This window comes from Micromonospora citrea, from assembly GCF_900090315.1.
GTDB lineage: Bacteria > Actinomycetota > Actinomycetes > Mycobacteriales > Micromonosporaceae > Micromonospora > Micromonospora citrea.
Genome location: NZ_FMHZ01000002.1, coordinates 5,341,630 through 5,358,874, shown reverse-complemented (window position 1 = coordinate 5,358,874; position 17,245 = coordinate 5,341,630). Strand labels below are relative to the sequence as shown.

The 17,245-nt window shown below is 74.6% G+C and carries 15 protein-coding genes; 5 read left to right on the top strand and 10 right to left on the bottom strand.

The features are described from left to right. Positions 1-87: 87 nt before the first annotated feature. Positions 88-591 (bottom strand): pyridoxamine 5'-phosphate oxidase family protein, encoded by a 504-nt coding sequence (locus GA0070606_RS24550; RefSeq protein WP_091104729.1) that lies wholly within the window; start codon positions 589-591, stop codon positions 88-90. 61 nt (positions 592-652) lie between these two features. Further along, complete coding sequence (locus GA0070606_RS24545) at positions 653-1,150, bottom strand: polyadenylate-specific 3'-exoribonuclease AS (RefSeq protein ID WP_091104726.1); 498 nt, start codon at positions 1,148-1,150, stop codon at positions 653-655. Between the two features lie 384 nt (positions 1,151-1,534). Here GA0070606_RS24545 and GA0070606_RS24540 point away from each other — a divergent pair, with 384 nt between their 5' ends. Next, positions 1,535-2,227, top strand: coding sequence for a Crp/Fnr family transcriptional regulator (locus GA0070606_RS24540; protein ID WP_091104723.1), 693 nt, complete (start codon positions 1,535-1,537; stop codon positions 2,225-2,227). Between the two features lie 75 nt (positions 2,228-2,302). Here GA0070606_RS24540 and GA0070606_RS24535 read toward each other — a convergent pair whose 3' ends face one another. Then, positions 2,303-2,518: a hypothetical protein gene (locus GA0070606_RS24535; RefSeq protein WP_091104720.1), complete on the bottom strand. Its 216-nt coding sequence runs from the start codon at positions 2,516-2,518 to the stop codon at positions 2,303-2,305. Positions 2,519-2,683: 165 nt separating this feature from the next. Here GA0070606_RS24535 and GA0070606_RS33775 point away from each other — a divergent pair, with 165 nt between their 5' ends. After that, positions 2,684-6,247 carry an ATP-binding protein gene (locus GA0070606_RS33775; protein ID WP_091104717.1) on the top strand — a complete coding sequence of 1,188 codons (3,564 nt, stop codon included), beginning with the start codon at positions 2,684-2,686 and terminating at the stop codon, positions 6,245-6,247. 54 nt (positions 6,248-6,301) lie between these two features. On the opposite strand, the gene GA0070606_RS24525 is transcribed toward GA0070606_RS33775, so the two are convergent. Continuing rightward, the gene (locus tag GA0070606_RS24525; RefSeq protein WP_091104715.1) at positions 6,302-7,006 is read right to left on the bottom strand and encodes a lysophospholipid acyltransferase family protein; all 705 of its coding nucleotides are present in this window, start codon (positions 7,004-7,006) and stop codon (positions 6,302-6,304) included. Positions 7,007-7,374: 368 nt separating this feature from the next. On the opposite strand from GA0070606_RS24525, the gene GA0070606_RS24520 reads away from it, so the two are divergent. Both GA0070606_RS24520 and GA0070606_RS24515 read left to right on the top strand, forming a co-directional pair. Next, on the top strand, positions 7,375-8,223 hold the full coding sequence (locus GA0070606_RS24520; protein ID WP_091104713.1) for a DUF308 domain-containing protein: 849 nt from the start codon (positions 7,375-7,377) through the stop codon (positions 8,221-8,223). Positions 8,224-8,397: 174 nt separating this feature from the next. Further along, positions 8,398-9,816 carry an alpha,alpha-trehalose-phosphate synthase (UDP-forming) gene (locus GA0070606_RS24515; protein WP_091108136.1) on the top strand — a complete coding sequence of 473 codons (1,419 nt, stop codon included), beginning with the start codon at positions 8,398-8,400 and terminating at the stop codon, positions 9,814-9,816. A gap of 91 nt (positions 9,817-9,907) precedes the next feature. On the opposite strand, the gene GA0070606_RS24510 is transcribed toward GA0070606_RS24515, so the two are convergent. From GA0070606_RS24510 to GA0070606_RS24485, 6 genes are all read right to left on the bottom strand, one after another. After that, positions 9,908-10,711 carry an alpha/beta hydrolase gene (locus tag GA0070606_RS24510; RefSeq protein WP_091108134.1) on the bottom strand — a complete coding sequence of 268 codons (804 nt, stop codon included), beginning with the start codon at positions 10,709-10,711 and terminating at the stop codon, positions 9,908-9,910. A 132-nt stretch (positions 10,712-10,843) separates the two neighbouring features. Beyond that, positions 10,844-12,253: a flavin-containing monooxygenase gene (locus GA0070606_RS24505; RefSeq protein ID WP_091104710.1), complete on the bottom strand. Its 1,410-nt coding sequence runs from the start codon at positions 12,251-12,253 to the stop codon at positions 10,844-10,846. Positions 12,254-12,345: 92 nt separating this feature from the next. Then, positions 12,346-13,053, bottom strand: a complete 708-nt coding sequence (locus GA0070606_RS24500) for an endonuclease/exonuclease/phosphatase family protein (protein ID WP_091104708.1) — start codon at positions 13,051-13,053, stop codon at positions 12,346-12,348. A 9-nt stretch (positions 13,054-13,062) separates the two neighbouring features. Further along, a complete protein-coding gene (locus tag GA0070606_RS24495) occupies positions 13,063-14,010 on the bottom strand; it encodes an ROK family glucokinase (protein WP_091104705.1) in 948 nt (315 codons plus the stop codon). 77 nt (positions 14,011-14,087) lie between these two features. Then, entirely contained in the window at positions 14,088-14,744 is a 657-nt protein-coding gene (locus GA0070606_RS24490) for a hypothetical protein (protein ID WP_091104702.1), read from the bottom strand. Positions 14,745-14,775: 31 nt separating this feature from the next. Beyond that, positions 14,776-15,231 (bottom strand): SRPBCC family protein, encoded by a 456-nt coding sequence (locus GA0070606_RS24485; protein WP_091104699.1) that lies wholly within the window; start codon positions 15,229-15,231, stop codon positions 14,776-14,778. A gap of 190 nt (positions 15,232-15,421) precedes the next feature. On the opposite strand from GA0070606_RS24485, the gene GA0070606_RS24480 reads away from it, so the two are divergent. Continuing rightward, positions 15,422-17,236, top strand: coding sequence for an AMP-dependent synthetase/ligase (locus GA0070606_RS24480; RefSeq protein WP_091108132.1), 1,815 nt, complete (start codon positions 15,422-15,424; stop codon positions 17,234-17,236). Positions 17,237-17,245: the final 9 nt, after the last annotated feature.

Sequence of the window (17,245 nt, the reverse complement as noted above, 5' to 3'; positions counted from 1 at the left end):
GGCGGGCCGTCAGTGCGCACTGTAGTCGCCGCGGGTGTGCGCCGACATCGCGCCCCGGGCCGATCCCACCGGCGGTCGGCCTACCGGTCAGTAGCTGACCTCGTGGTTCTCCCCCGCCTTCGGCGGCTTCCCGGTCACCGCCGCCTTGGCGTAGCCGAACAGGTTGACCACGGTGCTGGACGGCGAGTCCCAGTACTCGGCCGAGCTGGCGTGGACCTTGACCAGCGTGATCCCCGGGGTCTCCAGCCCGTCCGGGAACCACGCCTTGAGCAGCGGGTTCCACAACTGCTCGGCCCTGGCCCGGTCGTAGCCCTCCTGCGCGGTTCCGGCGATCGAGACCCAGGAGTTGCGCTTCGAGTCGGAGAAGGCCACGTTCACCTCCGGGTTGACCCGGATCTGGCGGACCTTGGCGGAGTCCGCGTACGCGAAGAACCACAGGTCGCCGTCGAACTCGGCCTCCTGCAGGCCCATCGGCCGGCTCACCAGGCGGCCGTCCACGCCGATGGTCGTCAGCATGCAGATCCGCGCCTCCCGGGCCAGCTCGGTCACCCGGCGACGGGCCTCGGCGGCGCTGCTCGGTTCGTTGCTCATGGGACCACTCCCTCGCATCGGCTCGATTGCGCACCGGTGCCCGGGACAGAACAGACCAAACCTACGAACCGGTCATCGCCCGCCAGCGCGCCAGGTTGTGCCGGGCGTCGACGAGCGCGTCGTGCCGGGCCGACGCCGCGTCCGGCAGCGGCGGCCGGCCCCGGTCGTCCCAGAGCTGACGCAGCTCCTTGGTGAACCGGGGGATCTCCCGGGGCAGTGCCGGCATCGCCCCCCACAGCTGGGCGAGGACCACGTGGTCGTAGGCGGCGTACCAGGCCCAGAGCTCCAGCTGCTCGCCCGGGCGGTCGCGGACCGGCTCGACGAGGAAGTCGTACAGCTCGTCGCGGATGCGCTCCCGGGAGCGCCAGGCGCGGTCCGCCGGGGAGGGCAGCTTGTCGAGCACGTTGCGGCGCACCCAGGGCACGGCCCGCGAGTCGTCGAACTCGGTCGAGACGGCGTAGAACTCGCGGCCGTACTCGTCGACGACGCCGATCGACACCAGGTCGACGATGCGGCCGTCCTCGATGAACTCGCAGTCGTAGAAGTAGCGGTAGACCATCGCCGACATCCTCGCCCACGTCGGTCGTGTGCCGGCGACCGGGGTTGCCGCGCCCGGCCGCCGGCGGCACCGACACCGGCCGCCGGCGGGCACGGCAGTGGTCCCGCCTCCCGCGCCCGTCGGCCGTGGTCGCCGGTGCGACCGGATCCGCCTCCGCCCCCCGGCGGCTCCGCCCGGGAACCGGATCCGCCTCCCACGATGCCGGTCACCGCAGCTCGGCAGTGTCACGGAAGTGATTTGAGGGGTGTACAGCAAGCGACAGGACCGTCATGATCTGATGTGTACCGCTACCGGACGCCGAACCGGTGTCAGTTCACCTCGTCGAGGGCCTTCAGGTTCACCCGGTGAGCGAGTTGTGGTCCTTGACCGGGGAGGGGTTGGGCCGTGGAGATGCGCCTGCCGGAGCCGGGTGACGCGCTCACAGGTGTGGAGATGTTCGCCGGGCTCGAGCCGGAGGTCCGGCAACGGGTCATCGCGGCGGCGGTCCCCCGGACGTACCGCAAGGGCCAGCTGCTGTTCGTGGAGAACGATCCCGGCGAGTCGCTGATCGTGCTGCGCCGGGGCGCGGTGGCGGTCTTCCGCACCGCGCCGACCGGCGAGCGCGCCGTGTTGTCGGTCATCCGACCGCCCGACGTGCTGGGCGAGGTCTCCCTGCTCGACGCGTCCACCCGCTCGGCCTCCGCCGAGGCGATCGAGGACTGCGCCGCGCTCGCGCTGTCGCGGGGCGCGTTCATGGAGCTGGTCCACTCCAACCCGCGCATCCTCGACGCGGTGATGCGCTCGCTGGGCGGGCTGATCCGCCGGCTCACCGAGCAGAACGCCGACCACGTCTTCCTCGACCTGCCCGGCCGGGTCGCCAAGACCCTGGTGCGGCTGGCCGGCGAGAGCCAGGCCCCGATGATCACCATCGAGCTCAACCAGAGCCAGCTCGCCGAGATGGCCGGCGGCTCGCGGCAGAGCGTCAACCAGGCGATCGGCTCGTTCGCCAACCGCGGCTGGCTGCGCACCGAGGGCCGCCGGATCGTGGTCACCGACGTGGCGGCGCTGCGCCGCCGCGCCGGCATGAGCGACCGCTGAGGCGTACGCGACCGGGCCCGCCACGCGCGAAAAGGGCCGGAGCGGCTGCTCCGGCCCCCGCTGCCCGCGCGGTCGTCAGGGGGTGGCGCTGCCCGGCCCGACCCAGTTGGTCGTGCTGCCCGGCCCGACCCACTCGGTGCCGTCCTTGCTGCCGCCGCCGGACTGCTCGCTGACGATGCCCTGCGCCTGGAGCGTCGCCAGCGTGGCGGCGTCCACGTCGACGGAGTCGCCCGCGAGGTGGCTCACCCCGTTGCTGTCGGTCCAGTCGCTCTGCAGCATCACGTACACCATCGGATGTCCCCCTGTGGTCGTTGGTCGGTGAATCAGCCGCCTGACTGTAGCCGCAGGACCGGCCGGTGGACTGTCCACAAGCCAACAGCCCGGTACCCGACAGCTGGAGCGACGGCGATACTGGCAGGCGGAACGGCGCCGACACCGGCGCCCGGGGGACCACAAGTGGAGGCTGTCATCGCCACGCAGTGTGACCGCTGTGGACGCACAGCCGCCGCCGGCGACCGCTTCTGCGGCGGCTGCGGCAACGAGCTGGGCGCGGTGTGCCCGCACTGCCTCCGCCCGCTCGCCCGGGACGTGGCGTTCTGCACGTCCTGCGGCGCGCCCCGGCCGGGAACCGACCGGCGGGCGGCCGCCCCGCAGGAGGACCGCCGCCGGGTCAGCGTGCTCTTCGTCGACCTGATCGACTTCACCCCGTACGTCGAGCGGGCCGACCCGGAGCTGGTGCGGGGCATGCAGACGGGGTTCTTCTCGGCCGCCCGCCGCGTCGTCGGCCAGTACGGCGGCGTGGTCGAGAAGTACATCGGCGACGCGGTGATGGCCCTGTTCGGGGCGCCGGTGGCGACCGAGACCGACGCGCTGCGCTGCGTCCGGGCCGGCCTGGAGCTGCAACGGGTGCTGACCCGGTTCACCCCGACGGGGGCGGACGCGCTGCGCTTCCGGGTCGGCGTGGCCACCGGCGAGGCGCTGGTCGACGTGGCCGCCGCCCGCGACGGCGGCCAGGCGATCGTGGCCGGCGACGTGGTCAACACCGCCTCCCGGATGCAGTCCGTCGCGCCGCCCGGCGGGGTGCTGGTCTGCGGCACCACCTACGCGCTGACCCAGGACAGCATCCGCTACGCGGAGCAGCCACCGGTCGTGCTGCGCGGGCGGTCGACGACGACGGAGGTGTGGCTGGCCCTCTCCCCGGTGCGGCGGCAGCCCACCGACCGGCAGCCGGACACCACACCGCTGATCGACCGGGAACACGAGCTGGGGATGCTGGTCAACGCGCTGCACCGGTCGCTGCGCGACCGGCGCCCCCAGGTGGTGACCGTCTTCGGCCGGGCCGGGCTCGGCAAGAGCCGGCTGGTGCGCGAGCTGTACCGGCACGTGGACCGGCTGGTCGACGAGCCGCTGACCTGGCGTACCGGGCGGTGCCCGCCGTTCGGCGAGAACGTGGCCTTCGCGGCGCTGGCCGACATCGTCAAGGCCGAGGCCGGCATCCTGGACACCGACCCGGCGTCCACCGCCGCCCAGCGGCTCGCCTCGGCCGTCGACGAGCTGGTCGGCCCGGGCGAGCGGGCCCGCCTCGTGGACGCGCTGCGGCCCCTGGTGGGCCTCCCGGGGACCCCGCTGCCGGCCGAGGAGACCGAGTCGGCGTGGCGGCGCTTCCTGCTCGCGCTGGCGGTGCGCCGACCGACGGTGCTGGTCTTCGAGGACCTGCACTGGGCCGACGACGCGATGCTGCGCTTCGTGGAGCTGCTCGGCGCGGCCGCCCGCGACGTGCCGCTGCTGCTGCTCTGCACCGCGCGGCCGGAGCTGGTCGACCGGGACCCGAGCTGGGCGGGGACGATCACCGGCTCGGTGACCATCACGCTGCCGCCGCTGCGGGACACCGGCATCGCGTCGCTGTACGCCCACATGTTCGGCCAGGCGGCGTTCTCCGCCGACATGCTGACGCCGCTGGTCGAGGTGGCCGGCGGCAACCCGCTCTACGCCCACGAGTACGTCCGGATGCTCATCGAGCAGGGCGCGCTGCGCCAGTCCGGGCGGGGCTGGTCGCTGGAGAAGCACCTCGACCTGCCGATGCCGGAGAGCGTGCACGCCGTCATCGCCAACCGGATCGACCTGCTCGACGCCACCGAGCGCACGGTGCTGCTGGCCGCCGCTGTGGTCGGTGTGCAGTTCTGGCCGGGGGCGGTGGCCGCCGCGCTCGGACAGCCGGTGGAGTCGGTGGAACGCGCCCTGCGCCGGCTGGAGCAGCGCGACTTCGTGCACGAGCAGGCCGCCTCCACCATGGCGGGGCAGCCGGAGTACCGGTTCCGGCACGTGCTGGTGCGCGACGTGTGCTATCAGCGGCTGCCCCGCACCGAGCGGGTGGCGCGGCACGAACGCACGGCGCAGTGGCTGGACACGCTGTCGCAGAGCCGGGACACCGACCTGGCGGAGGTGCTGGCGCACCACCGCTGGGCGGCGCACGAGATCGCCCGGACGCTGGGCATGGACACCGCCCGCTACGCCGGCCCCGCCCGCGCCGCCCTGCACCGGGCCGCCCGGCGGGCGTACGCGCTGCACAGCCTCGACGCCGCGGCCAGCCACGCGGGCCGGGCGCTCGGGCTGGCCGACGAGTCCGACCCGGTCGGCCGGCTCCAGCTGGAACTGCTCAGCACGGAGATCTCCTTCTACCGGGACGGCAACGCCTTCCTCTCGGGCGGCGGGCCCGAGCAGGTGCAGGCGCTCGCCGAGCGGCTGCTGTCGCACGGCGACGACGCCTGCGCGGCTCGCGCGTGGACGCTGCTCGGCCAGGCCGCGTGGCTGCGCGCCGACCGGGCCGCCGCGCTGGCCTGCCTGGGCCGGGCCGTGCAGCTGTTCGCCCCGCTGCCCGACAGTTCGCAGAAGGCGGACGCCTACGCCGAGCTGGGCCGGCTGCACATGCTCAACTACGAGCGGGACCCGGCGGTCGCCGCGGCCGACCGGGCGGCGGAGATCGGCGAGCGGCTGGGGCTCACCGAGACCCGCACCAACGCGCGGATCACCTCGGCCATCGCGCGCTACCAGGCGGGCGACCGCTCGGGCCTGGACGAGCTGCACACGATCGTCGAGGTCAGCCGGGCCAACCAGTTGATCGCGCTGCCCAGGGCGATCCAGAACCTGGCGTACGCCGTCTGCGAGGAGGGCGACTGGCTGCGATCGGACGCCCTGCTCTCGTCGTCGCCGGCGCGTACGGCCAGCGGGCAGACGCTGACCACGATCTCCTCCGCGGAGGCCATGCGCGCGTGGTTCGAGGGCGACTTCGGCCGGCTACTCAGCGCCGCCGAGGCGTTCGTGGACACTCCCACCGGCAGCTGGGACATGCAGGTCCGGGGCCTGCGCTCCTGCCTGCTGGTGCTGCGGGGCGAGCCGGTGCCGCCGGCGGCCGCCCCCACCGACCCGGGCGACGACGCGCCCGCCGACGACGTCGCGGCGGCGCTGGACGCCGCGCGGCGCAGCGGCTTCCACCGGCTGCACTGGACGATGCTGGCGATGGGTGCGCTCTGCCGGGCGTTGCAGGGGCGCCGCGACGAGGCGGCGACGCTCATCGACGAGCTGGCCACCTCCTGGTCGGCGGTGCCCGCCCTGGCCAGCGGCGAGTGGATCGCGGCGGCCGCGTACGCCGCCAGCCTCGCCGGGCGCGACGCGGCCGCCCGGGTGCGCACGATGCTGGACCGGGTGGGCCACCGCACGCCCTGGTCGGAAGCCGCGCTGCGGACGGTGACGGGGGCGCTGGCCGCGGCGGGCGGCGACCACCGGCGGGCCGCGGAGCTGCACCTGGCGGGGGCCGACATCTACGCCGGCATCCCGGACGTCACCGACCGGATGCTGGCGCTCACGTTCGCGGCGGTGGAGCTGGAGCGGGCCGGCGAGCCGACGGCCGGGCGGCCGGAGCTGGCCGAGCTGCGCGCCTTCGCGCTGCGCAACGACGCCCCCGCCCTGCTGGACGTGGCCCGGCCCCCGGCGGCCCCCGCCGACCCCGCCCTGGCCTGCTGAGCCGTCCCCCGGCCGGTCGGCCGCCAGGGGGCCACGAGCTGGTGGACCGTGCCGTCAGGCGGCGACCGGCTCGCGGGGCGCGGTGACGGCGGGGCCCTTGGCCTTCTGCGCGTACATGTCGACGTACTCGCGGCCGGAGAGCTCCATCACCTCGTACATGATCTCGTCGGTCACCGCGCGCTCGACGAACCGGTCGCCGGCCATCCCGGCGTAGCGGGAGAAGTCCAGCGGCGGGCCGAACCGGATCCGCACCCGGGCGATCTTCGGGATGAGCTTGCCGGGCGGCTGGATCTCGTCGGCGTTGAGCATCGCCATCGGCACCACGGGGGCGCCGCTCTCCAGGGCCAGCCGGGCGACGCCGGTCTTGCCCCGGTAGAGCCGGCCGTCCGGGGACCGGGTGCCCTCGGGATAGATGCCGGCGATGCCGCCGGCGCGGAGCACCCGCAGCTGGGTGTCCAGCGCGGCCCTGGCCGCCCGGCCGCCCGAGCGGTCGACGGGGATGGTGCCGGAGCCGACGAAGAACATCTTCGTCAGCCAGCCCTTGACGCCCTTGCCGGTGAAGTATTCGGCCTTGGCGATGAATGTCACCCGCCGCCTCACGATCAGCGGCGTGAAGATCGAGTCGGAGAACGACAGGTGGTTGCTGGCCAGGATCACCGGACCGGTGTCGGGCACGTGGTGCAGCCCCTCGACCTGCGGGCGGAAGACCAGCCTCAGCAGCGGGCCGAGGAGGACGTACTTCATCAGCCAGTACAGCACCGGCGTCCTTTCCCAGAGGTGGTCGCGACGCCACCGCGTTTCGGTCGTGGGCGCCAGCCTACGAACCCGTGCCCGCTGTCACAACGGCCTCCCGGGCCCGCGCGGCCACCCACCGCCGACCGCCCCGCCCCGCGTCGGCGTCGGCGTCGTCGTCGGCGGCGGCGGCGGCGGCGGCGGCCAGCATGCAGCAAGAACGGACATAGGGTCCCCGGGCACGACCTGCGGCAGGGCGCCGGGTTCGTACGCCGCGCCACAAGGCACTCCCGGAACCGGCCCCCGACGTGTCACGATTCAAGGCACGGCGTCGGGGACGGCGCCGAGGGGGCTCAGGCGACCGCGCCGCGGGCGCGTGATGAGGAGGGTGTCCGGTGTCAGCGGGTGGCGCCCGCCGGGGACGGCGGGACAACGGGCTCGACGCGAGCGAGTACGCCGTCGCCGGCGACGTGGATCCGCGCGTCGGGGAGCACCTGCTCGACGTCCTCGCCGCCGGTGGGATCGCCGCCTACCTCCAGCCCTCGGCCGACCTGAACCCGGTCACCCGCACCACCACCGTGCCCGCCCGCCCCGTCGACCGGCTCTACGTCGACCGGTCGCACCTGACCACCGCCCGCGACTACCTGACCCAGCTCGCCGACGAGACGCCCGCCGAGCGGCCCCGCGAGGCGGAGCCGGACATCGACGCCGAGTGGGCGCGGATCGTCGCCGGCTTCCACACCGCTCCCGCACCGGGCGACAACCCGTGGCCCGCGGCGGAGGACGTGGACGACCCGCCGGGGCCGGCCACAGGCCCGGCGCCCCTCGCCGCGCCCGACGAGCCCGCCGGGCCGACTGCCACCGACGTGCGCCGGCTGCCGTACGCGGCGGACATCTCGGGGATCTCCGTCGGCCGTGCCCGGCAGGACGAGCCGTCGCTGCTCGACGGGCTGGACACCTTCGGGGCGGACCTGCCCGACGACGAGGCCGACGACGAGCGCTACACCCCGCCGCCGCCCCCGCCCCTGCCGCGCTTCTCGAAGTACGCCGTGGTCGGCGTGCTGGCGATCGTGGTCGGCTTCGTGCTGTTCCTGTTCCCGTCCGTCTTCCCGGTGGCCGACCCCTCGGTGGTCAACCTGTTCGGCTTCACCGGCATTCTCGCCGGCTTCGTCGCGCTGATCTGGCGGCTGCGCCCGGGCGGCGAGGACGACGACCGCGACCCCGACGACGGCGCGGTCGTCTGACCGGCGGCACGGGAGCGCGCCCGCATCCCGGGACGCTGGCGGCCCCACGCCACGCGCGTAACAGTGGTGTAACTTACTGTCAGTAGGAATACCGCTGTCCGTCACTCCCTCGCTGGCTGCCCGGTTTTTCCTCGCTCGCGGCGGTCACACCCCCTGCGGATCGGAATGCCCGAGATGCGACAGAGCTCCCTCGTGGTGGTGGCCAACCGCCTGCCCATCGACGACGGCGCCGCCCCCGACGGCGCCTGCGAATGGCGCCGCAGCCCCGGCGGCCTGGTCAGCGCCCTGCATCCTCTCCTGCGGCACACCCCGGCGACCTGGGTGGGCTGGGCCGGCGGCACCGGGCCGGCGCCCGCCGTGCCGGACGTGGACGGCGTACGCATGCACACCGTGCCGCTCAGCGGCGACGACCTGCGCGACCACTACGAGGGCTTCGCCAACGCCACCCTCTGGCCGCTCTACCACGACTCCGTCGAGCAGCCGGAGCACCACCGACGCTGGTGGGAGGCCTACCAGCGGGTCAACCAGCGGTTCGCCGAGGCGACCGCCCAGGTGGCCGAGCCCGGCGCGGTGGTCTGGGTGCAGGACTACCACCTCCAACTGGTGCCCGGCCTGCTCCGGACGCTCCGGCCCGACCTGCGGATCGGCTTCTTCCTGCACGTGCCGTTCCCGCCGCCCGAACTGTTCATGCAGCTCCCCCGCCGGGCCGAGCTGCTGCGCGGCATGCTCGGCGCCGACCTCGTCGGCTTTCAGCGGGCCCAGGCCGCGCACAACTTCGCCCAACTGGTGGCCAAGGTGCTCGAGCTGCCCGCCACGGACCGCCGGATCGCCGTCGACGACCGGGTGGTCCGCATCGGCGCCTTCCCCGTCTCCATCGACACCGCCGAGATGGCGGCGCTCGCCGCCCGGCCCGACGTGGCCGACCGGGCCCGCCGGCTGCGCCACGACCTCGGCAGCCCCGAGCAGGTGATCCTCAGCGTCGACCGGATGGACTACACGAAGGGCATCGAGCAGCGGCTCAAGGCGTACAGCGAGCTGCTCGCCGCCGGGCACGTCAAGGTACGCGACACCGTGCTGGTGCAGGTGGCGGTGCCGAGCCGGGAACGGGTCGGGCAATATCAGATCCTCCGCGAGCGGGTGGAGCGCGAGGTCGGGCGGATCAACGGCGAGTTCGGCCGGGTCGGCGAGCCGGCGATCCACTACCTGACCCAGCCCTTCGACCGCGCCGAGCTGGCCGCCCTCTACCGCGTCGCCGACGTGATGGCGGTGACCCCGCTGCGCGACGGGATGAACCTGGTCGCCAAGGAGTACGTGGCCGCCCGGGTGGACGACACGGGCGCCCTGCTGCTCAGCGAGTTCGCCGGCGCCGCCGCCGAGCTGCCGCAGGCCTACCTGGTCAACCCGCACGACCTGGAAGGGCTCAAGCAGGGGCTGCTCTCGGCGCTCCGGGCGGGCCCCGAGGACGTCGGCGCGCGGATCCGCGCCATGCGCTCGCACCTGCACCGCTACGACATCCGCGCCTGGGCCCGCTCCTACCTCTCCGCGCTGGACGACAGCGGCTCGCTGCTGACCCGGCTGGGCGCCGCCGGCTGACGCCGGGCGCCGGGGCCGCCGGGGCGGGCGTCAGGGCCGCGCCTGGCCGGCCCTCGTCGGCGTGCTCACCGGCGCGGGGATCGGCCTGCGCTCAGGGCCGGCCGTCCGGCGCCGGATCCTTCTCCAGCCAGTCCAGGATCGCGTCGATCGGCTCCCGCCACCGCGCGTCGAGCATCATGTCGTGGCCCATCCCGGGGAAGAGCAGCGGGGCCGAGCCGTACCGGCGGGCCGCCCGGGTCAGCGCCGCCGCCGGGACCACCCGGTCGTCCGGGCTGCCCAGCACCAGCACCGGCGGATCGCCCACGGCCGGCTCCGCGTCCCGCCCGGCCAGCAGCTGCCACTGCGCCCGCCGGCCCGCCCGGCCCAGCCGGGAGACGTACCCCCGGGCCTCCGCCTCCGGCAGCTCACGGCTGAACAGCTGGCGGCGGTGCAACCGCAGCGGCCCACCGAACACCGCCGACAGCGTGCCGAGCGGGTTGCGGCGCAACGCGGCCCCGAACGTCGCCCAGCCACCGAGCACCGGCGCCACGAGCACCCCGGCCCGGGCCGGGTAGCGGGCCAACGCGTGCGCGACCACCAGGGCCCCGGCGCCGTGCCCCACCAGCACCGCCTGGCGCGGCAGCCCCGCCGCCACCTGGGTCACGTCGTGGGCGTACGCCCGCAGCGTCGCCTCCGGCGCCGGGCCGCTGCCGCCGTGCCCGCGCAGGCTCAGCGCGTACGCCGGGAAGCCCCGCGACGCGGCGTGGCCCAGCCAGTGCTCGGCGAACGCCCAGGCGCCGTGGCCGAAGCCCGGCACGAACAGCAGCGGCGGGCGCCCCTCCTCCAGCTCGGGGGCCACGCCGAGCACCTCACGCCGGACCGGACGGACCGGGCGGGCCCACTCCCGCCCTCGCATGACCCGCACCTGACTCACTGTTCCGGCCTTTCGTTCGCGACTGCGGGGCTCCGCTGCGCTGCACTCCTCGCGCTCACCGAGCCCACCTTCCACTCGCGACTGCGGGGCTCCGCTGCGCTGCACTCCTCGCGCTCATCGGGAACCTTCCAAGTCGTGCAGCGCGCGTTGGACCGCGCGCAGGTAGTCGGCGTGACCCACCTCGAACCAGTGCCGGCTGCTGTCCTTGACCGGCCCGGAGTAGCGCTCCCCCGCCTTCGCCGCGACCCGGGCGGCGAAGGCCGCCGCCCGGTCGGGACGGGTCAGGCGCAGCCGCAGCAGCCGGGCGAAGAGCACCGTCTGCCAGTGCGACAGGGGGAAGATGCCCGAGTCCGGCTGCACCAGGCCGGCGACGGCGAGCGTGGGGTGGCCCGGGGCGAAGGCGTTGAGCCAGAGCGTGGGCCGGCCCGTCCCCGCGTCGTCGCCGAGCACCTTGGGATCGAGGAACTCGAAGCGCGGCAGGTAGCCGGTGGCGAAGACGACCAGCTCCGGGTCGATCTCCCGGCCGTCGGATAGCTCGACGGCGTACGGGTGGAAGCGGGCGACGTCCGGCACGGGGGCGATCCCGCCGTGGCCCACGTAGTAGACGAGCTGGCTGTTGGCGATCGGGTGCGTCTCGTAGACCCGGTGGTCGGGCTTCGGCAGGCCGAACCGGGTCAGGTCGCCGACGGTCAGCCGCAGCGTCCAGTGGTAGAGCCACTGCCGCACCCGCAACGGCACCCGCAACGCCAGCAGCGCGTCGTTGACCTGGTCGGCGGGGCGGCCCAGGACGTACTTCGGGGCGTACCAGTAGCCCCGGCGAGTGGAGTGCCAGCAGCGCGACGCCTGCTGGGCGGCCTCGACGGCGATGTCGCAGCCGGTGTTGCCGGCGCCGACGACGAGCACCCGCTTGCCGCGCAGCTGCGCCGGGTCCTTGTAGGACGAGGCGTGCATCACCTCGCCCCGGAACTCCTCCAGCCCCTCGTAGCGGGGCAGCTTCGGCGACCAGTTGTGCCCGTTGGCGACCACCACCGCCGCGTAACGGGAGGTGCGTTCCGGGCCGTAGCCGCCGGTGCTGCGGGTGGTCACGTCCCAGCGGTCGCCGTCGACCGGCTCCACCCGGATCACCTCGGTGCCGAACCAGACGTGCCCGCGCAGGTCGAAGTGGTCGGCGTAGCGCTCCAGGTAGGACAGGAACCGGCTGTGGTGCGGGTAGTCCGGCCAGTCGTCCGGCATCGGGAAGTCGGGAAACTGGGTGAAGGGCCGCGACGAGATCAGGTGCGTGCTGGCGTACACCGGGCTGCGGTCGTGCCGCCAGTTCCAGGCCCCGCCGACGCCGGTCTCCCGCTCGTAGCAGTCGACGCCGAACCCGTGCTCCTTGAGGTTCTTGACGGCGGCGAGGCCGCTGGCCCCGGCGCCGATCACGCAGACCGTGTCGCCCCGGTCGGAGACCGGCCGGCCGTCGCTGGTCAGGGCGAGCGTGCTCGCCTCCGGGTCGGGCCGGCCGTGGTCGGTGGAGGTGGACACCGGGAGATCTCCTTTTGTGCGGCACGAGTGCCGGGTCGCGCAGAATCCTTCCCACATCCGAGCGGGATGTCCAGCCCTGGCGCGCGGAACGGTCAGTCGGCCCCGGGCAGCAGCAGGTCGACCAGGACCGGAAAGTGGTCGCTGGCCCGGCGGGTCTGCGGGGTGTCGACCACGTCGTAGTCGACCACCGTGATCCGCGGGTCGACGAAGAGGGCGTCGATCCGCCGCCGGGGGTCCGCGCAGGAGTAGGTGAGCCGGTCGGCCCGGTCCATCGCCACGGCGGCGTCGGTCAGCCCCCGCGCGACGGTCGCCCAGGCCGGCCCGTCCGGCCCCTCGTTCAGGTCGGCGGCGGCGATCACCGGCGTGGCGGCGTCGTCCAGGTCGCGCTTGAAGAGCGCGGCCTGCCCGGGGCGCTCGGCCGGGTCGGTGGACAGGTGCGAGCCGGCCACCGTGAACCGGGCGCCGCCGGCGACCACGCACTCGGCGTACGCGGCCCCGCGCAGGTGCCGGCCCGGGGTGAGCGGGAAGCGGCGGCACCGGGTGGCCGACACCCGCACCCGCAGGCTGGTCAGCAGCAGGTTGCCCAGCGCGGGCAGCCCGCCGGCGGCCACCACCAGGCCGAACGACTCGGCCAGCGAGGCGGACTTCTGCCGCCACCGGAACCGGCGCGGCGCCTCCTGCACGACCACCACGTCCGGCCGGGCGGCGCGGACCACCGCCGCCAGCGCGGCGGTGTCGTCGCGCTGGCTGTGGATGTTGTACGACACGACGCGCAGCGGCACGCCCGGGCTCTGCGTCACGGCGGCGCCTCAGATCCGGCGGGCCAGGTCGGCGGCGCCGATCACGCCGGCGGTGTTGCCCAGCTCGGCCGGGCGGATCTCGGCAACCGGCAGCCGGCTGCGCTGGGCGAGGGCGTCGGTGAACGACCGGCGCGTCGGGCCGAGCAGCAGGTCGCCGGCGTCGATCACACCCCCGCCGACCACGAGGACCTGCGGGTCGAGGATCTGCGCCATGTCGGCGAGGCTGGTGCCGAGCCAGCGCCCGACCTGCGCGAACGCCTCCGTGGACACCGGGTCGCCGGCCTGCGCCGCGGCGGTGACCATGGGGCCGGTGACCGCCTCGGCGTCGCCGCCGGCCAGCTCCAGCAGGGCGGCGGCGCGGTGCGGCTCCTGCCGGGCGGCGGCGCGCGCGAACCGCACCAGGGCGCTGCCGCTGGCGTACTGCTCGATGCAGCCGAGCCGGCCGCAGCCGCACTGGTGGCCGTCGGGCACGGTGAGCATGTGGCCCAGTTCGGCGGCGATGCCGTTGGCACCGCGCAGCAGTTCCCCGCCGAGCACGATGCCGCCGCCGACGCCGGTGCCGATGGTGAACATGACCATCGAGTCGTCGGCGTCGCGGGCCGCGCCGTAGCGGAACTCCGCCCAGGCGGCCACGTTGGCGTCGTTCTCCACGATCACCGGCAGGCCGGTCGCGGCGCCGACGTACTCCCGCAGCGGCTCGTCGCGCCAGGCGAGGTTCGGGGCGAAGAGCACGGTCGAGCGGGTCGCGTCGATCCAGCCGGCCGCGCCGATGCCGACCGCCTCGACCGACCGCCCGACGGCCAGTTCGCTGACCAGTTCGATGATGACGTCGCGCGTCTTGGCCACGTCGTCGGCGGGGGTGTCCCGACGGGCCTGCACGAGGACCGCGCCGCTGGCGTCCACGACACCACCGGCCACCTTCGTGCCACCGACGTCGACTCCGATGGTCAGCGTCACCGCTGCCACTCCCCTCTGCTGTGCTGCCCCGCGCCCGCGCCGCCGGACGGCCGGCGCGTGGTCGGGATGTGCGATGGTCAGGCCGCGTCGCCTGGTGGATGCTCGGCCACGTCGCCGGGCGCCCGCGTCGCGGGCACCACGGGACGGTCGGCGGCGGTCCGCACGGTCGCCGCGGCGGCCGGCCCGGCTGCGTCGGCGGGCGGTGCGGCGGCCGGAGCGGCCACGTCCTCCGCCCGGGTGGCGGCGGACCAGACGTCCCGCTCCGCTGCCGGCTGAGAATCATGCCCGCTACGGGTGGCCTCGCGCCACACGTGGTCGTCCGCGCCACCCGTCCCGGCGGGCGACGCGGCGGGCTCGGCGGGCGACCCGGCCGGTTCGGCGGCGGGCTCCGGCGGGGCGAAGGCGCGCAGCAGGCTGGCCACCCCGGCGGCGAGGTCGCCCGCGCCGGTGGCGAGACGCTCGGCGAATTCGGGACTCGGGTCGCGCAGCGCCGCGATGCCGCGACAGACCGGGCAGACGCAGCATTCGGGCGCGCCGGTGGCGAAACCGCCACCGGACGCCCCGGCCGAGCCGCCCGCCCCGCCGCTGTGACCGAGGACACCCGAGACGATCCCACCGAGCGGACCCCAGGGGCCGTTCGCGCCGCCGGCCGTGGCGAGCCGGGCGCCGGCCAGCAGCGTGGCGACCAGCCGTTCCGCCTCTTCCCGGGCCGAACCCGGATCCGTCGCACCCATGGTCGGCTCCTCTACCCTGCCGCCGGCCGCGTCACTGCGCCGCGCCGGGTTCTTCTACCCGGCGCTTGAGCTGCTTCAACGCGGTGTCCATGATCATTTTTTCGGCCTTGCGGCGGAACATGCCGAGCATCCCCACCGACAGCTCGACCTCCAGCGTGTAGGTCACCGTGGTCGTGCCGTCCGGGTTGCCCGTCAGGTCGTACGAGCCGCGCTGGGACCTCTGCATCTTCGACGGGGCCACCAGGTGCCACTCGATCCGGGAGATGTCCTCGGCGTACTCGTAGGCCAGCACGTACTCGTCGGCCATCACGCCGGCGTCGATGACGAACCGGACCTGGCTGGCGTAGCCGTCCTCGTACTCCTCGATCACCTCCACCCGCCGCACCGCTTCGGTCCACTCGGGGTAGCGCGGGAAGTCGCAGATGACCGCCGCCACCCGTTCCGGTGGCGCGCCGACGACGATCGACTGGGTGGAGGTGTCCGCCATGGGGGGAGGCTACCCGGCGCCGGCCGCCGGCACGCCGCGCCGCCCCCGCACGCGTCCGCGGGCGCGTCCGGCCGCGCCGGCCGCCCGGGGGGCGACCTGCCTTTTCAGCCCGGCCGCCGGGGCGGGTAGGTTTCGACAGAGCCGACCCGTGGTGGCGGCCGGCACGGCCAGTGAGCACGAGGGAGTGCAGGTGCGCGAGTTCTCCGTTCCGCCGATCGTCACCGTCGGCGACTCGGCCAACCTCACCGACCCGGTCTGGGACAACGCCGAGGTCGCCCCGGACGACGTCCAGTTCGTCCGGCCCGGCGGCACGGCGACCGGCGGCGGGCAGACGTGGGCCGACGTCACCTGCCGGCAGTTCCGCGACGAGGTGGTCGCGGCGGCCCGGGGGCTCGTCGCCGCCGGCGTGCAGCCCGGCGACCGGGTCGGCCTGATGAGCCGCACCCGCTACGAGTGGACCCTGCTGGACTACGCGATCTGGACGGCCGGCGCGGTCACCGTGCCGATCTACGAGACCTCCAGCGCCGAGCAGGCCGCGTGGATCCTGGCCGACTCCGGCGCGGTGGCCTGCGTGGTGGAGAGCAACGCCCACGCCACGCTGGTCGCCGGCGTACGGGACCGGCTGCCGGAGCTGCGGCAGGTCTGGCAGATCGACCTCGGCGGGGTGGACGACCTCGTCCGGGCCGGCGCGACGGTCGACGCGGCGGAGGTCGAGCGGCGGCGCGCCGCCGTGGGGGCCGACGACCTCGCCACCATCATCTACACCAGCGGCACCACCGGCCGCCCGAAGGGCTGCGAGCTCACCCATCGGAACATGTACGCCGACATCGCCAACGCGGTGCCGGTGCTGCCGAACCTCTTCCGCCCCGGCGCGTCGACCCTGCTGTTCCTCCCGCTGGCGCACGCCTTCGCCCGGCTGATCCAGATCGGCGTCGTCCACGCGCGGGCCACCATGCGGCACTGCTCGGACACCAGGGACCTGGTCGCCGAGCTGCAGGACTTCCGCCCCACCTTCGTGCTCTCGGTGCCCCGGGTGTTCGAGAAGGTCTACAACGGGGCCAAGCAGAAGGCCGAGGCCGAGGGCAAGGGCAGGATCTTCGCCCGGGCGGAGCGGGTCGCCATCGCGTACAGCGAGGCGCTGGAGACCTCCGGCGGGCCCGGCCTGGCGCTGCGCGCGCAGCACGCGCTCTTCGACAAGCTGGTCTACCGCAAGCTGCGGGCGGCCATGGGCGGTCGGTGCCGGGACGCCATCTCCGGCGGCGCCCCGCTCGGCGCGCGCCTGGGCCACTTCTTCCGCGGCATCGGCGTCAGCATCTGCGAGGGGTACGGCCTGACCGAGACCTCCCCCGCCGCCGCCGCGAACCTGCCCGACGCCACCCGGATCGGCTCGGTCGGTCGACCGCTGCCGGGCGTGACGATCCGGATCGACGACGACGGCGAGATCCTGATCGCCGGTGACCTCGTCTTCCGGGGCTACTGGCGCAACGAGGAGGCCACCGCCGAGGTGCTCACCCCGGACGGCTGGTTCCGCAGTGGCGACCTCGGCACGCTCGACGACGACGGCTTCCTGACCATCACCGGCCGGAAGAAGGAGATCATCGTGACGGCCGGCGGCAAGAACGTCGCCCCGGCCGTGCTGGAGGACCAGGTCCGGGCCCACCCGCTGGTCAGCCAGTGCCTCGTGGTCGGCGACCGGCAGCCGTTCATCGCCGCGCTCGTCACCCTCGACGAGGAGGCGCTGCCGCGGTGGCTGGCCTCCGTCGGCCTGCCGGAGGACACCCCGGTCGAGAAGCTGCACGAGCACGAGGGCCTGCGGGCCGAGATCCAGGGCGCGATCGACGTCGCCAACCAGGCGGTCTCCAAGGCCGAGGCGATCAAGGTCTTCCGGATCCTGCCCCGCGACTTCACCGAGGCGACCGGGGAGCTGACCCCGTCGCTCAAGGTCAAGCGCCAGGTCGTGCACAAGTCGTACGCGGCGGAGATCGCCGACATCTACCGGGGCTGACTACCATCC

What these genes read in the sequence shown, in the direction of transcription:
- GA0070606_RS24490 (WP_091104702.1), bottom strand. Translation starts at nt 14,744, where the DNA reads ATGGGTGCGACGGATCCGGGTTCGGCCCGGGAAGAGGCGGAACGGCTG.
- GA0070606_RS24510 (WP_091108134.1), bottom strand. Translation starts at nt 10,711, where the DNA reads ATGCGAGGGCGGGAGTGGGCCCGCCCGGTCCGTCCGGTCCGGCGTGAG.
- GA0070606_RS24545 (WP_091104726.1), bottom strand. Translation starts at nt 1,150, where the DNA reads ATGGTCTACCGCTACTTCTACGACTGCGAGTTCATCGAGGACGGCCGC.
- GA0070606_RS24515 (WP_091108136.1), top strand. Translation starts at nt 8,398, where the DNA reads ATGCGACAGAGCTCCCTCGTGGTGGTGGCCAACCGCCTGCCCATCGAC.
- GA0070606_RS24550 (WP_091104729.1), bottom strand. Translation starts at nt 591, where the DNA reads ATGAGCAACGAACCGAGCAGCGCCGCCGAGGCCCGTCGCCGGGTGACC.
- GA0070606_RS24485 (WP_091104699.1), bottom strand. Translation starts at nt 15,231, where the DNA reads ATGGCGGACACCTCCACCCAGTCGATCGTCGTCGGCGCGCCACCGGAA.
- GA0070606_RS24535 (WP_091104720.1), bottom strand. Translation starts at nt 2,518, where the DNA reads ATGGTGTACGTGATGCTGCAGAGCGACTGGACCGACAGCAACGGGGTG.